12 protein-coding genes, 1 tRNA gene and 1 pseudogene are annotated in these 14650 nt (G+C 67.2%); 2 read left to right on the top strand and 12 right to left on the bottom strand.

Annotated elements, in window-relative coordinates; translation table 11 throughout:
- From AC1DOC_RS02510 to AC1DOC_RS02490, 5 genes and pseudogenes are all read right to left on the bottom strand, one after another.
- Positions 1-589: pseudogene (locus AC1DOC_RS02510) on the bottom strand (xanthine dehydrogenase family protein molybdopterin-binding subunit); the annotation flags it as partial.
- Entirely contained in the window at positions 586-1578 is a 993-nt protein-coding gene (locus AC1DOC_RS02505; RefSeq protein WP_478079394.1) for an FAD binding domain-containing protein, read from the bottom strand. The pseudogene AC1DOC_RS02510 and the gene AC1DOC_RS02505, both read right to left, overlap by 4 nt.
- Positions 1575-2348: a 2Fe-2S iron-sulfur cluster-binding protein gene (locus AC1DOC_RS02500; protein WP_478079393.1), complete on the bottom strand. Its 774-nt coding sequence runs from the start codon at positions 2346-2348 to the stop codon at positions 1575-1577. Before AC1DOC_RS02500 ends, AC1DOC_RS02505 begins: the two co-directional genes overlap by 4 nt.
- Before the next feature lie 153 nt (positions 2349-2501).
- On the bottom strand, positions 2502-5507 hold the full coding sequence (locus tag AC1DOC_RS02495; protein WP_478129360.1) for a transglycosylase domain-containing protein: 3006 nt from the start codon (positions 5505-5507) through the stop codon (positions 2502-2504).
- Positions 5508-5693: 186 nt separating this feature from the next.
- A complete protein-coding gene (locus AC1DOC_RS02490) occupies positions 5694-6650 on the bottom strand; it encodes a phosphate acetyltransferase (RefSeq protein WP_478129359.1) in 957 nt (318 codons plus the stop codon).
- A gap of 130 nt (positions 6651-6780) precedes the next feature.
- On the opposite strand from AC1DOC_RS02490, the gene AC1DOC_RS02485 reads away from it, so the two are divergent.
- Together AC1DOC_RS02485 and AC1DOC_RS02480 are read left to right on the top strand one after the other, a co-directional pair.
- Positions 6781-7146: a type II toxin-antitoxin system RelE/ParE family toxin gene (locus AC1DOC_RS02485; protein ID WP_478079390.1), complete on the top strand. Its 366-nt coding sequence runs from the start codon at positions 6781-6783 to the stop codon at positions 7144-7146.
- Complete coding sequence (locus tag AC1DOC_RS02480; protein ID WP_478079389.1) at positions 7139-7474, top strand: XRE family transcriptional regulator; 336 nt, start codon at positions 7139-7141, stop codon at positions 7472-7474. The genes AC1DOC_RS02485 and AC1DOC_RS02480 overlap by 8 nt, the downstream gene beginning before the upstream one ends.
- Positions 7475-7622: 148 nt before the next feature.
- Here the strand turns inward: AC1DOC_RS02480 and AC1DOC_RS02475 are convergent, their stop codons facing one another.
- The 7 genes from AC1DOC_RS02475 to prfB all read right to left on the bottom strand — a co-directional run.
- Positions 7623-8123 carry a DUF4124 domain-containing protein gene (locus tag AC1DOC_RS02475; protein ID WP_027730098.1) on the bottom strand — a complete coding sequence of 167 codons (501 nt, stop codon included), beginning with the start codon at positions 8121-8123 and terminating at the stop codon, positions 7623-7625.
- A 75-nt stretch (positions 8124-8198) separates the two neighbouring features.
- Positions 8199-8274: transfer RNA gene (locus AC1DOC_RS02470), tRNA-Thr, on the bottom strand.
- A 25-nt stretch (positions 8275-8299) separates the two neighbouring features.
- Positions 8300-9313 (bottom strand): class 1 fructose-bisphosphatase, encoded by a 1014-nt coding sequence (locus AC1DOC_RS02465; protein ID WP_015866572.1) that lies wholly within the window; start codon positions 9311-9313, stop codon positions 8300-8302.
- A gap of 52 nt (positions 9314-9365) precedes the next feature.
- Positions 9366-10208, bottom strand: coding sequence for a hypothetical protein (locus AC1DOC_RS02460; protein ID WP_478079388.1), 843 nt, complete (start codon positions 10206-10208; stop codon positions 9366-9368).
- Positions 10189-12903 carry an aminopeptidase N gene (gene pepN, locus AC1DOC_RS02455; protein WP_478129358.1) on the bottom strand — a complete coding sequence of 905 codons (2715 nt, stop codon included), beginning with the start codon at positions 12901-12903 and terminating at the stop codon, positions 10189-10191. The genes AC1DOC_RS02460 and pepN overlap by 20 nt, the downstream gene beginning before the upstream one ends.
- Positions 12887-13576, bottom strand: a complete 690-nt coding sequence (locus AC1DOC_RS02450) for an HAD family hydrolase (RefSeq protein WP_478079386.1) — start codon at positions 13574-13576, stop codon at positions 12887-12889. The genes pepN and AC1DOC_RS02450 overlap by 17 nt, the downstream gene beginning before the upstream one ends.
- 3 nt (positions 13577-13579) lie before the next feature.
- A protein-coding gene (gene prfB, locus AC1DOC_RS02445; RefSeq protein ID WP_478129357.1) for a peptide chain release factor 2 occupies positions 13580-14650 on the bottom strand; the annotation gives its coding sequence in 2 pieces (ribosomal slippage) (positions 13580-14602 and positions 14604-14650; 1070 coding nt annotated over the 2 pieces). This gene is flagged as partial in the annotation.

Raw genomic sequence — 14650 nt, 5'->3', positions numbered from 1 at the left:
CGGTGGCGTGCATCTCCATCGGGTGGTGGTGCTCGATGGGCGTGTTGTAGACCGCATCGACCGTGCCCGCTGCGGCGCGCAGGCCCTGGTCGAGATCGCCGCGCCGCGTGTCGGTCTTGTAGCCGGCGTTGATGGCCGCCGGCGCGTAGGCGTTCTTGACGTTGGCGTCGAAGCCGATGCGGGGCTGGGCCGCGTCGTAGCTCACCTTCACCAGCGTGGCCGCATGGCGCGCCTGCTCGAGCGTTTCGGCCACCACAAAGCCGATGAGCTGGCCGTGGTGGTGAATGGCTGTGTCCTGCAGCAGCGGCGTGGCGCGCGTGAAGCGGTTCTGCGGCGTTTCGGGCGCGGGCGGCGCCATTTTGGGCACGTTCTTGTGCGTGAGCACCAGCAGCACACCGGGCAATTGCTCCGCGGCCGCGGTGTCGATGTCGCGCACGCGCCCGGCCGCCACGGTGCTGCCCAGCGCAACGCCGTACACCAGCCCCGGGTACGAGAACTCGGCCGCATAGCGCGCCTGGCCGGTCACCTTGAGGCGGCCGTCCACGCGGTCGACCGGCTGCCCGATGAGGGGAGTCGCTTGCCTGTTCATGCCGTGCTCCTGCTCGTGGTTTCCAGCGCGCGCACGATGCTTCGCCTGGCCAGTTCGATCTTGAAACGGTTGTGCTCGAAGCCCGTGGCACCGGCCAGCGCGGCATCCGCGGCTTGGCGGAACAGCGCCATGCTGGGCTCGGCGCCTTGCAGCAGCGCCTCGGCCTCGCGCGCGCGCCAGGGCATGTGCGCCACGCCGCCCAGGCAGATGCGCGCCTGCCGGATGCGGCTGCCCTCCATGTCGAGCGCGGCCGCCACCGACACCAGCGCAAAGGCATAGCTGGCACGGTCGCGCACCTTCAGGTAATGCGAGCGCTGCGCGAAGCGGGCGCTTTCGGCCGGCAGGTCGATGGCGGTGATCAGCTCGCCCGGCGCCAGGTTGGCATCGAGCTCGGGCGTCTCGCCCGGCAGGCGGTGAAACTGCGCAATCGGAATCGTCCGGCGGCCTGAGGGCCCCTGCAGCTGCACCACCGCATCGAGCGCATGCAGCGCCTGCGCCATGTCGCCCGGATAGCTCGCGATGCACTTCGCACTGGTGCCCAGCACCGCGTGGTTGCGGTTGAAGCCCTGCAGCGCGCTGCAGCCCGTGCCCGGCTCGCGCTTGTTGCAGGGCTGCGTCACGTCGTAGAAGTAGGGGCAGCGCGTGCGCTGGCGCAGGTTGCCGCCGTTGGTGGCCGCATTGCGCAGCTGGCCCGAGGCGCCCGCAAGAATGGCCTGCGCCACCAGCGGATAGCGCGTGCGCAGCACGGGGTGGTTGGCCGTGTCGCTGTTGCGCGCCAGCGCGCCGAGCCGAAGACTGCCACCGGGCTGCGCCTCGATGGCCGCGAGCGGCAGGCGGTTGATGTCCACCAGCTGGTCGGGCGCTTCCACGCCTTCCTTCATCAGGTCGACGATGTTGGTGCCGCCGGCCAGGAAGCGGGCGCCCGGCTGCGTGGCCGCCCGGACGGCCGTGTCCACGTCGATGGCGCGGGTGAATGCAAAGGGCTTCATGCGCGGCTCCTCCGGCTGTTGCCCGCACGCGGCATCAGGCTCACTTCGCGCACCGCGGCCACGATGCCCGGGTAGGCGCCGCAGCGGCAGATGTTGCCCGACATGCGCTCGCGGATCTCGGCGTCGCTCAGCTGCGCCACCGGCCCGGTGCGCCGCACATCGGCCGTGACATGGCTCGGCGCGCCTTGCTCCGCCTCGCGCAGCATGCCCACGGCCGAGCAGATCTGCCCCGAGGTGCAATAGCCGCACTGGAAGCCGTCGTGCTTGATGAAGGCGGCCTGCATCGGATGCAGCTCGCTGCCGCGCGCCAGCCCCTCGATGGTGGTGACTTCCGCCCCGTCGTGCGAGAGCGCGAGCGCCAGGCAGGAGTTGATGCGCCGGCCATTGACGAGCACCGTGCACGCGCCGCATTGGCCGTGGTCGCAGCCTTTCTTCGTACCCGGCAGCGCCATCTGCTCGCGCAGCAGGTCGAGCAGGGTCGTGCGCGGATCGACTTGCAGCGCATGCGGCTTGCCGTTGACGCGCAGGGCCAGGGCCATGGAAGACGAAGAGGGCGGCGCTGCATCGGCATTCGCCTGCGCGGCCGTTGCGACGGACGCTGCCATGGGCGCGGACGCCAGGATGCCGGCGATGCCGGTCGTCCCGCTTTCCGCAAGGAAGGCGCGGCGGGTCAGCTGGCCGGCGGGTGAGGGGAGAAGAGGGTTGCTGTTGTCGTTATCGTCGTCAGGCAAATCATCGGCCTGCCGTTCATCGGAAAGGAGGGATGTCATCGTGTGTGGCACCTGGGGATGGATCGATCGATGAAGGGGCCTCGTCGCGCGGGGCGTGGCCCGTGCGCTGTCGAGGGGCGTCGATTCCCCAGCTTAGCTATCGGTAACTTGTTGCAGGCATCGGTTTTTTTAATACCTGCTGCGGGGGGCGAGTCAATCCCCTCCGCACCCCCCGCGCTCCAGCACCGGCAGCAGCTGCGGCCCGAGCGACTTCAGCAGCTGCGTCGGCAGCGCGCTCGTGAACCGGTAGCGCGCGGCGTAGGGCTCGTTCACGTAGGCCATGATGGTGCCGAAGTAGCGGTCGCCGATGGTGAACACGAAGGTGGCCGAGCGGCTGATCTTGCGCTCCGGGCCCGCGCCAGCGCCGCGGCCGTTGTGGCCGTAGCGGTGGTCGCCGGTGCCGGTCTTGCCGCCGATCTCGATCGTGCGGCCGTTCGCGTCCACCAGTGCGTCCTTCAGGCGCCGCGCGGTGCCGTCTTGCACCACCTGCACCAGCGCGCGGTGCACCGTCGCGGCCACTTCGGCGGGCAGCACGCGCTCGGCGCCCGCGCCTTGCGCTTCGAGCCGCGTCTCGTAGGGCGTGTCGCGCGCAAAGTGCAGTGCGCCGACGCGCTGCACCGGCCGCCGCACGCCGTCGCTGGCGATGATGCCCATGAGCTCCGCCAGCGCGGCCGGCCGGTCGCCCGAGGCGCCGATGGCGCTCGCGTAGGACGGCGTCAGCGACTCGAAGGGGTAGCCCAGGCGCTGCCACGAGCGATGGATTTCCGCGAAGGCATCGAGCTCGACCAGCTCGCGCAAGCGCTTGTCCTGTGCGCTCTTGTGCCGCGTCTTGAAGAGCCAGGCGTAGACCTCCTGGCGTTCGCTCGCGCTCGCGTCGAGCACCTCGGTCAGTGTCGCGCCGGGATGGCGCCGCAGGTATCCCACCAGCCAGAGTTCGAGCGGATGCACGCGCGCGACGTAGCCGCGGTCCGCGAGCGACAGGCCCGAGTAGGTGGTGTGCAGCGCCCGCAGTGCGCGCGGCGAGCCGGCGCCCTTGCCCAGCCGCTGCGTGAGCAGCTCGTCGAGCCGTTCTTCGCTGGCCCCGGGCTCGATCGTGAACAGCGCGCTCGCCAGGCGCGGCGCCGACGGCTTGAGGCTGCGCAGCAGCAGTGCCTCGGCGCCCGCGGCCGATTGGCGCTGGTACTTGCGATAGAAGCGGATCAGGTAGGCCGAGCCTTCGCGGTCGGCAAAGCGCTCGAGCATCTCGCGCCGGCGCGGGTCGGCAGGGTCCTTCAGCAGGCTCTCGGCATCCGATGCGCCGCCGAACATGCGGTGGCGCACCACGTCGCGCATCAGGCGGATGAACACCAGGTTGACCGAATGCTTGAAGCCTTCGCGCACCGTCATCGATTCGCTGTTGCGCGAGCGCTCGAAATTCTCGAACTGGTGCAGGCCGCCGCCCGTGAAGAAGGATTCGCCCGGGTTCGCCGAATACTTGCGCTCCATGGCCGCCTCGAGCATCGGCGTGAGGCGGCGATCCTTGGCGCGCAACAGGTACTGCCGCGCCCACATGCCCAGCGGATCGCGTGGGTTGTTCGCCAGCGCAGCGAGCTGGGCGGCGCCCAGGTCCGACCAGCGGGCATGCAGCTCGGCCACGATCTCGAGGTAGCTCACCAGCGTGCGCAGCTTGGCGGTGGAGCCCAKGTCCAGCCGCGCGCCCTGGTTCACGTCGAATGGCTGGTTGATGTTGTCGGCCTGCACGCGCAGCAGGTTGGCCTGGGCGCCGCGCTCGAACAGCGTGAAGCTGTAGATCAGCGGGGCCGGGTCCGCGCCCGGGTCGAGCATGTGGGCGCCGAACAAGCCCGCGGCCTTGGCGGCGGCGGGCGTGCGCAGGCCGGTCAGCACCTGCGCCGCCAGCGCCTGCGCTTCGCCGTCCAGGCTGGTCTCAGCCTCCAGGTCGAGCCGTTCCAGGTCGTAGGCGCGCGGCACGTCGAGCAGCGTGGAGATGTGGGTGCGCAGCGCGATGGTGGCCTTGCGCTGCACGAAGTCCGTGCGCGGCCTGGTCGGCAGTTCGGGCCGCAGATTCAGCGGCAGCGGCAGCGCCGCATCGCGCAGCGTGGGCGCGATCAGGCCCGCATCGCCCATCAGCCGCAGGTAGCTGTCGGTCAGCCGCGACAGGCCGGTGCCGTCGCCGAGCAAGTGCTGCGAAGGGCGGCGCTGCGCGATCATCAGCGACAGCGCCTGCTTGAAGGCCTCGGCCTGGCGCTGGAGCGCCTCGGGCGTGGGCGTGGTCGCCCCTTCCGCGTTGTCGGCGAGCAGGCGGTTGACCTCGCGGAAGTCGCGCCCATACCAGGCCCACAGGCCGTCGCCCATGCCGTGCACTTCGCCGATGCCCGGGCGCGCGGCCAGCGGCACCGTGTCGAGGTAGTCGACGACGATCTGGCGGCGGCGCGCGAGCGTGTCGTCGCCGTCCTGGTAGGCGCGCACCGAGGCCGAAGCCATCTGGCGCAGCTTCTCGCGGACCGACCCGGTGCGCCCCTGCGGCGAATGGCGGTACTTTTCGATCTGCGTGGCCAGCGTGCTGCCGCCGGTCGCGGTCGCGCCCGGGCTGAACACCCGCAGCCCCTGCTCGACCGCGGCCTTGGCAAAGCGTTCCGGATCGAGCGCGGGATTGCGCTGCGCCGGTTCCGCGTCGAGCAGGTGGCGGTCCTCGACGAACAGCAGGGCGCTCACCAGCAGCGGCGGCACATCTTCAAAGCGCTCGTAGGCGCGCTGGGGCACGCGCGTGTGCAGCAGCGCCGTGTTGCGGCAGTCGCGCACCGTCAGGCCGGCCTGGTTCTTCTCGCGGTAGGGCGTGAAAAGCCCGCGCTCCTGCAGTTCGACCAGCCGCGGCGACATGCGCGCCTGGCGCGTGATGGCGTAGCCCCGCGGCTGCAGGCGTTCGATGAAGTCGGGAAGATCGTGGTAGCCGAGCCGCGCGTCGTAAGGGCCGCTATGGGGAAAGCGGATGGCGTCGCTGGCGCCGTTGTCGACGCTGAAGCCGGCGTCGCTGGCAAAGTCGCGCCACAGGGCCGATTGCCATCGGGAGGTCTTCAGCTCGTCGACCACCGCAAAAGCGGCAAGCGCGCCTACCACGGCGAGCCCAGTGCCGATCCAGAAGACCTTCTTGAACCTTGTCATGCTGCCTCGCACAGTCTGAACCGGGGGTCCGTCCAGCGCGATGATGCGCTTTCCGCGGCCACTTGGCTCGCGTGCGCGGCAATCTTGCGTGCCGGAAAACTACCTATGGCGAGTCAGCGCCGCGTTGGCATACAAGTCGTAGTTCGGTTGTTTCAGCGGTAACGAGGTAGGTGGCTGGGCGTTTTCTCAGCCCACCGCCTTGATGAGCCGCTCGCGCCCCGCCTTGGCCAGCATCGAAGCCACCGCGCAGGAGGCCAGGCGTGCCGGCTCCGAGTCGGCCCGGCTCGTCAGGATCACCGGCGCCCGGGTGCCCACCACGATGCCCGCCGCATAGGCCCCGCCCAGGAAGCTCAGGCTCTTGGCCAGCATGTTGCCCGCGTCCAGGCTGGGCACGATCAGCACGTTGGCGCGGCCCGCCACCGGCGAGACGATGCCCTTGATGCGCGCCGCCTCAGGGTCGATGGCGTTGTCCATGGCCAGCGGTCCGTCGAGCTGCGCCCCGGTGATCTGGCCGCGGTCGGCCATCTTGCACAGCGCGGCGGCATCCAGCGTGGAAGGCACCTTGGTATTGACCGTCTCCGTGGCCGAGAGAATCGCCACCCGCACCGCCGGCATCAGCAGCGCATGCGCCAGGTCGATCGCGTTCTGCACGATGTCGACCTTWTCATCGAGCGTGGGCGCGATGTTGATGGCGGCGTCCGAAATGATCAGCGGCTGCGAGTGGCCCGGAATGTCCATCACGAAGCAGTGACTGATGCGCCGCGAGGTGCGCAGCCCGCCTTCGCGCCGCACCACCGCGCCCATCAGCTCGTCGGTGTGCAGGCTGCCCTTCATCAACGCATCGACCTCGCCGCGCAGGGCCATGGCGACGGCGGTGTCGGCTGCGGCGTGGCTGTGGGGGGCGTCGACGATGGGGATGTGCGAGAGGTCTGCGCCGGCTTCGCGTGCGGCGGCCTCGATCTTTGCGCGGGGGCCGACCAGCGTGGGGGCGATGAGGCCGAGTGCGGCTGAAGCCAAGGCGGCTTCGAGGGAGACGGCGTTGGCTGGGTGGACGACTGCGACGCGCAGCGGTGGGAGGGCGCGGGCGGTGGCGATCAGGCGGTCGTAGTGGGGGTGGGGAGCTGGGAGAGATGCAGGGGGCATGCGGGCTCCGGAGAGTGGGGTGGGTGCACTACGACGTCACGGATTTTCGCTTGTTCGCGCAAATCGATCGATGCTGAATGGCGGATATATTCCCTTGACGGAATATTCCTTCGAGTGCATAATTTCTTCTATGAAATGGGAAGTCGAATACACAGACGAGTTCGAAGAATGGTGGTCCACGCTCACAGAAGAGCAACAGGAGGATGTGTCGGCGTCAGTGGCGCTGCTCGAAGAAAAAGGACCGTCGCTGCGTTTCCCCCACAGCAGTGGCATCAACGGATCGAAGCACGGCCACATGCGCGAGCTCCGAACCCAAAGCAACGGTGACCCTTTGCGAACGCTTTATGCATTTGATCCTCTTCGCAAGGCGATATTGCTGATCGGCGGAGACAAGACTGGCGATGACCGCTGGTATGAAACGAACGTGCCGATTGCAGATCGGCTTTATGACGAACACCTTGAACAACTTCGAAAGGAAGGGCTGATCAATGGCTAAGAAATTTTCGGACCTGCGGGCGAAGATGACGCCTGATGCTCAGGCACGCTCCACCGCCAAGGCGCAGGAAATGCTGGCAGAAATGCCGCTCTACGAACTGCGTCAAGCCCGCGGCCTGTCTCAGAAGGTGCTCGCCGAGGTTTTGCACGTGCAGCAGCCGTCGATTGCGAAGCTGGAGCGACGCACGGATATGTACCTCTCGACCCTGCGTAGCCACATCAAGGCGATGGGCGGCGAATTGGAGGTAGTGGCTCGCTTTCCCGATGGTGCCGTGAAGATCACCAACTTTGCCGAAATCGATGATGTCGAAGGCATCGCTCGTATATAGCCTGGCGACCTGGATCAGACAGCCTTTCGCGAGCGGGTCTTACGACGTGGAGTGGGACATGATCAAGAGCGGAACGCGGCGGCCCGGTCACTCCGGCGGAGTGGACGGCGGTGCTTGCCGCCCGGATGCCGTGCGTGCAAAGCGCGTTTCAGCACTTCAGATCGAAGAATCGCTTGCGGGCCTTGTAAAGGTCGACATCGGCACGAGCCTTTGCTTCGCCCGATGCTCCCGCTGCGTCCGACTCCAGTTGGGATAGACGATTGTCGAGATTGGCGCACTGGGCCTGATCGTCCCTGGGCAGCTTGACGCGGCGACGCATCACGTCCATGTCGGCATGCGAGCGGCCATGGAGCGGACGGAGTGCGTTGTCGAAGGTCGTATTGAACTCTTCGCGCTGCACCTCGCGGCCTTTGCGGGACTGCCCGCTCATCTTGTCCATGCCTTGCGTGGGTGTCGCGTCGATCACCTTGGCCCCGACGCATGGGGCGTCCGAGTAGCTGACCTTGCCGTTCGTCTCGCAGCGATAGACCGGGTGTTGCGCCGCGGCTGGGAAGATCGCGATGGCCAACAGGGCAGTGGCCAAGCACAGCGGGCGCCAAAGCGCATGGCGGGTAGGAATCGGCGTGGAATGCGACAGCATCAGAGTCATGCCTCAAATCCTTCTTACATCGCCTAAGACAAAAGCCCCGTCGCTATCGTCCTGATAGCAACGGGGCTTTTTATTTGGTGCCGGAGAGATGAATCGAACACCCGACCTTCTCATTACGAATGAGCTGCTCTACCGACTGAGCTACACCGGCGAAGCCTCGGATTATAGCAACACCGTCAGGCCTTTTCGGCGTGGTACTTGGTCAAACGCTCGACTTCGTTACGCGAACCCAACATCACGCTCACGCGCTCGTGCAGTTTGGTGGGCTGCAGCTCCAGGATGCGCTGCTTGCCGTTGGTGGCGGCGCCGCCGGCCTGCTCGACCAGCCAGCTCATGGGGTTGGCCTCGTACATCAGGCGCAGCTTGCCGGCCTTTTCGGGCTCGCGCTTGTCCCACGGGTACATGAAGACGCCGCCGCGCATCAGGATGCGGTGCACGTCGGCCACCATGCTGGCAATCCAGCGCATGTTGAAGTCCTTGCCGCGCGGGCCTTCCTTGCCGGCCAGGCATTCGTCGATGTAGCGCTTCATGGGCTCGTCCCAGTGGCGCATGTTGCTCATGTTGACCGCAAACTCCTTGGTATCGGCCGGAATCTGGATGTCTTCCTGCGTGAGCACGAAGCTGCCTTGCTCGCGGTCGAGCGTGAACATGGCCACGCCGTTGCCCACGGTGAGCACCAGCGTGGTCTGCGGGCCGTAGATGCAGTAGCCGGCCGCCACTTGCTGGGTGCCGGGCTGCAGAAAGTCGGCTTCCTGCACGCCGGGGGTGTCGTCGGGCTTTTTCAGCACGCTGAAGATGGTGCCGATGCTCACGTTCACGTCGATGTTGCTACTGCCGTCGAGCGGGTCGAACATGAGCAGGTATTCGCCCTGCGGGTAGCGGTTGGGCACCACGTAGATGCTGTCCATTTCCTCGCTGGCCATGGCAGCAAGGTGGCCGCCCCATTCGTTGGCCTCGATGAGCACTTCGTTGGCGATGATGTCCAGCTTCTTCTGGATCTCGCCCTGCACGTTCTCGCTTTCGGCGGTGCCGAGCACGCCGCCCAGTGCGCCCTTGTTGACGGCCTGGCTGATGCTCTTGCAGGCGCGGGCCACCACTTCGAGCAAAAGGCGCAGCTGGCCGGGAATGAGGCCGTCGGCGCGTTGCTGTTCGACGAGGTAGCGGGTGAGGGAGATCTTTTGTTGAGCCATAGGGTTCTGCTTCCTGGATGGGGTTCGGTTGCGATGTCGTGGTTGGCCGGGGTCAGTCGGCGTTGTCCTCGGGCCAGGGGGCGCCAAGGTCGTAGGCGATGCGCGTTGCAACGTCGGTGGTCGCCTTGGCGAGCCCTTCGTTGAGCAGCTTGCCCTGGTCTGCCAGCCAAAGCGCGCGCCGTGTGCTGCGCTGCGTATTGGCGTCCTTGCCGCGCAGTTCCTGTTTCAGCGAAGGTCCGACGAGGTCCGACAGCGACACGGTCGAGCGGTACGAATACTCGTGCCACAGCGTTCGCTTGTCGGCAGAGCCGATGAGCACGTTGGCGCGCACGACGGCCTCGTCCTCGTCGTCGGAAACACTGGCCCAGCCTTCGACCACGGTTTGGGCATTGCCGGCGTTCAGTGGGTAGCCTCTGAACTGATCGCGGGTGGGGGGCCGGTAGGTGGCGTCGCGATAGTGAGGGCTGGTGCGCAATGCCTTTTCAAGGCGCGCGCCGAGTTGAGGCGCCAGTTCATAGCTTCCCATGACCGCCAGATAGAGGGCCGACCGAGACTCGCTGTCTTCCTGGAGCGATGCCTGGTAGCCCTGGTTGGCGGCCCCGGCCGCGCCACCGAGGGCCATGGCGCCAATGATTCCCACGCCGGGAATCGCCGACAAGCCGGCGCCCACGGCTCGCATGCGCTTTGAGCCTGCTGCGGGATCGTTTTCCACGCCGATGCCGGTATCGGGCGCTACCACCTGCACGGTCGAGCCGGGCAGGGTGGCCAGCTGCGAAGACTTGATCCACGGCTGCCGCGAGCTGCTGCCGCCCGCGCAGCCGGCGAGCGCCGCGCAGAGCATCAGTGCCGCGAGCGCGGGCCGCTTCGGGCGTCGTTCAGTTGCCTGCCAGCGCACGCGTCACCACCTCATGCGTGTCCTTGCTCAGGTCGGGCTTGGCGGCCACGCGGGCAATCGCTTCGCGCGCGGCGCTGCGGTACGGTTCGGCCAGCTTGCTCCAGCGGTCGAGGGCGCGGGCGAGGCGGGCGGCCACCTGGGGGTTGATGGCGTCCAGCTCGATGACGCGCTCGCTCCAGTACACGTAGCCGGCCGCGTCGGGGCGGTGGAACGCGCCGGGGTTGGCGCTGCAGTAGCTGAAGATCACGCTGCGGGCGCGGTTGGGGTTCTTGATGGAGAAGTCCGGGTGCTTCATCAGCTGCTTGACCAGCGGCAGGATGTCGCCGCCGCGGTCGGGCGCGCCGGCCTGCAGCGAGAACCACTTGTCGATGACCAGCGCCTCGTCCTTGAAGAGGGCGTGGAAGCGCGCGAGCGCCTGCGCGGCCAGGGTGTGGCCTGACGCCACCAGCGCGTTGAGCGCGTTGAAGCGGTCGGTCATGTTGCCGGCGTCCTTGAAACGCTGCAGCGTCTTGCCGGGCCACACGGTGTCGCCAGATGAGCGCGCCGCCAGGCACAAGAAGCTGAGCGCCATGCCGGCCAGCGCGCGGCGGCCCGACGAGGTCGGGTCGGGCGTGTAGGCGCYGGTGTCGTGGTTTTCTTCGTAGACCTGTTGCCAATCCTGGAAGAGGGTGGTGGCCAGCTGCGCGCGCATGGCTTCGCGCACCAGGTGCACGCGCTGCGGGTCGACCACGTCGAGCTGCTCGGAGATGTAGGTTTCCGAAGGCAGCGTGAGCACCAGTTCCTTGAAGGCGGCGTCGAGCTTGGGGTTGCGCAGCACGCTGCGCATGGCGTCCAGGTAGGCGTCGTTCAGCACCGGGGTGGTGTCGGTCGCCAGCGCGGCAATGCCTTGCAGCGCGGCGCGCAGGCCCAGGCGCTGGCCGGCTTCCCAGCGGTTGAAGGGGTCGGGGTCGTTGGCCAGCAGGGTGAGCAGCTGGGCGTCGGTGTACTCGAAGTCGAGGATCACCGGCGCGCTGAAGCCGCGCAGGATGGAAGGCACGGGCTCGGCGTCAAGGCCGACGAAGGTGATCTGCTCGCCGGCGCGCGAGAGCACCACGGTGCGCGTGCAGGGCGTGCCCGGCGCGCCGCGCGTCACTTCGGTTTCGCCTTCGAGCTGCAGCGGCAGTTCGCGCCCGCTGGCGTCGAGCAGGCCGATGTTCACCGGAATGACGAAGGGCTCCTTGGTGGGCTGGCCCGGCGTGGGCGGGCAGCTCTGGACGATGCTCAGGGTGTAGCTGCGGTTCTGCGCGTCGTACACGCCGTGGGCGGCAAGGCGCGGCGTGCCGGCCTGGCTGTACCAGCGCTTGAACTGCGGCAGCAGGCGGGCGAGTTCGGAATCGGGGTTGGCGTCGGCAATGGCCTGGGCGAAATCGTCGCAGGTCACGGCTTGGCCGTCGTGGCGTTCGAAGTAGAGCGTGATGCCCTTCTCGAAGCCCTTGCGGCCGACCAGCGTCTGCATCATGCGCACCACCTCGGCACCCTTTTCATAGATGGTGACGGTGTAGAAGTTGCTGATCTCGATGTAGCTGTCGGGCCGCACCGGGTGGGCCATGGGGCCGGCGTCTTCGGGGAACTGGGCGGTGCGCAACACGCGCACGTCCTCGATGCGCTTGACGGCGCGGGCCGAGGCGTCGGCGCACAGATCCTGGCTGAATTCCTGGTCGCGGAAGACGGTGAGGCCTTCCTTCAGCGAGAGCTGGAACCAGTCGCGGCAGGTCACGCGGTCACCGCTCCAGTTGTGGAAGTACTCGTGGCCGACCACGCTTTCGATGTTGCTGTAGTCGGCGTCGGTGGCGGTGGCCTGGTTGGCCAGAACGTACTTCGTGTTGAAGATGTTCAGGCCCTTGTTCTCCATGGCGCCCATGTTGAAGTCGCTGGTGGCCACGATCATGAAGCGGTCCAGGTCCAGCGGCAGGCCGAAGCGCGCTTCGTCCCACAGCACGGAGTTGACCAGCGAGTTCATCGCATGCTCGGTCTTGTCGAGGTCGCCGGCGCGCACGTACACCTGCAGCAGGTGTTCCTTGCCATTGCGCGCGGTGATGCGCTGCTCGCGCGCCACCAGCTTGCCGGCCACCAGCGCGAACAGGTAGCAGGGCTTCTTGAACGGGTCGACCCACTTGGCAAAGTGACGGCCTTCGGGCAGTTCGCCCTGCTCGACGAGGTTGCCGTTCGACAACAGCACCGGATACGCAGCCTTGGCGGCGCGCAGCGTGACGGTGTACATCGCCATCACGTCCGGACGGTCGAGAAAGTAGGTGATGCGGCGAAAGCCCTCGGCCTCGCACTGCGTGAAGAAGGTGTCTTCGCTCACGAACAGGCCCATCAGCTTGGTGTTCTTGATGGGGCAGCAGGTGGTGAAGATCTCGAGCTCGAAGGCATCGGGCAAGCCGTCGATGACGAGCTGGTCGCCTTCCATGCGGAAGGATGCGCCCTGGCCGTTGACCAGCACGCGCGCCAGGTTCAGCTCGTCGCCGTCCAGGCGCAGCGGCTGGGCCGGCGCGTCGGGGTTGCGGCGCAGCTGCATGCGGTTGAGCACGCGGGTCTTGGCGGGGTCGAGGTCGAAGGTGAGGTCGACAGTGTCGATCCAGAACGCCGGAGCGGCATAGTCTTCGCGGCGAATGGCAATCGGTTGCCCTTGGGCGTCACGCTGCAGCAGCATCGAGTGTCTCCAGAAAATTCGAATGGGCGAGTTCGTCGTAGTCGCGAACCGCGGCAATCACATGGGGGCCGGCAAGCTCGGCGGCGGTATGGGTGCTGCACACCGCCACGGCACGCATGCCGCCGCGGCGCGCGGCCTCGATGCCGAAGGGGGCATCTTCAAAAACGATGCAGCGCTCGGGCGCCACGCCGATGCGGCGCGCGGCTTCAAGAAAGATCTCGGGCGTGGGCTTGCCGGCAAAGCCTTCGTCGCCGCCGACGATGGCCAGCGGCAGCGGGTCCATCTTCAGGCGCGACATCGCAAACTCGATGTTGTGCCGGTCGCCGGCGGTGCCCACGGCCACCTTCAGGCCGCGCGCCACGGCGGCCTTGGCAAAGGCGGTGAAGCCGGCCACTTCGGTGAAGTTGTCGCTGAACATGGCGCGGTAGATCTCTTCCTTCTCGTGCACCAGGCGCAGGCACTCGTCGTCGGAAAGCTCGCGCTCGAACAGCTCGCGCATGCACTCGGCGCCGGTGCGGCCCGTGGTGCGCGCAAGGATGTCGGTCACGTCGAGCGTGAGGCCGTGGCGTTCGACAAACTCCACCCACGAGCGCGCATGCCACGGCATGGAGTCGATCATGGTGCCGTCCATGTCGAAGATGAAGGCTTCGACCTTCCCGTGCTTCAGGCTCATCGCTTACACGCCCTGCTTGAGCGAGGCTTCGATGAACACGTCGAGGTCGCCGTCGAGCACCTTCTGCGTGGCCGAGACTTCGACGTTGGTGCGCAGGTCCTTGATGCGGCTGTTGTCCAGCACGTAGCTACGGATCTGGTGGCCCCAGCCCACGTCGGTCTTGCTGTCCTCGAGCTTTTGCTGCTCTTCCTGGCGCTTGCGCATCTCGTGGTCGTACAGGCGCGAGCGCAGGCGCTTCCACGCCACGTCGCGGTTGCTGTGCTGGCTGCGGCCGTCCTGGCACTGCACCACGATGCCGGTCGGGATGTGCGTGAGGCGCACGGCCGAGTCGGTCTTGTTGATGTGCTGGCCGCCCGCGCCGCTGGCGCGGAAGGTGTCGGTACGCACGTCGGCCGGGTTGATCTCGATCTCGATGGAGTCGTCGATTTCCGGGTAGACAAAGATCGAGGCAAAGCTGGTGTGGCGCCCGCCCGACGAGTCGAACGGCGACTTGCGCACGAGGCGGTGCACGCCGGTTTCGGTGCGCAAGAGGCCAAAGGCGTAGTCGCCCTCGACCTTGATGGTCGCGCCCTTGATGCCCGCGGTGTCGCCCGGGGTTTCGTCCTCGATCTGCGTCTTGAAGCCCTTGCGCTCGGCGTACTTCAGGTACTGGCGCAGCAGCATGCTGGCCCAGTCGCAGGCCTCGGTGCCCCCTGCGCCGGCCTGGATGTCGACGAAGGCGTTGAGCGGATCGGCCGGGTTGTTGAACATCCGGCGGAATTCGAGCTGCTTGATGTCGGCTTCGAGCGCGGCGGCGTCATCGGCAATGGACTGCAAGCCGTCCATGTCGCCGTCTTCCTTCGACATCTCGTAGAGCTCGGTGTTGTCCGACAGGCCGCTGGTGAGGCGGTCGAGCGTGACGACCACGTCGTCGAGCGATTTTTTCTCGCGGCCCAGTTCCTGGGCCTTCTTGGGGTCGTTCCAGACGTTGGGATCTTCGAGCGACGCGTTGACCGTCCTCAGGCGTTCGGCTTTGGCATCGTAGTCAAAGATACCTCCGTAAATCCGCAGTCCGGGCGCTCAGGTCTGCAAGCG

This window comes from Variovorax sp. 01T439_2 (genome assembly GCF_056398445.1).
Note: the sequence above shows the minus strand (reverse complement) of the source record. Positions and strands in the feature narration are given on the sequence as shown.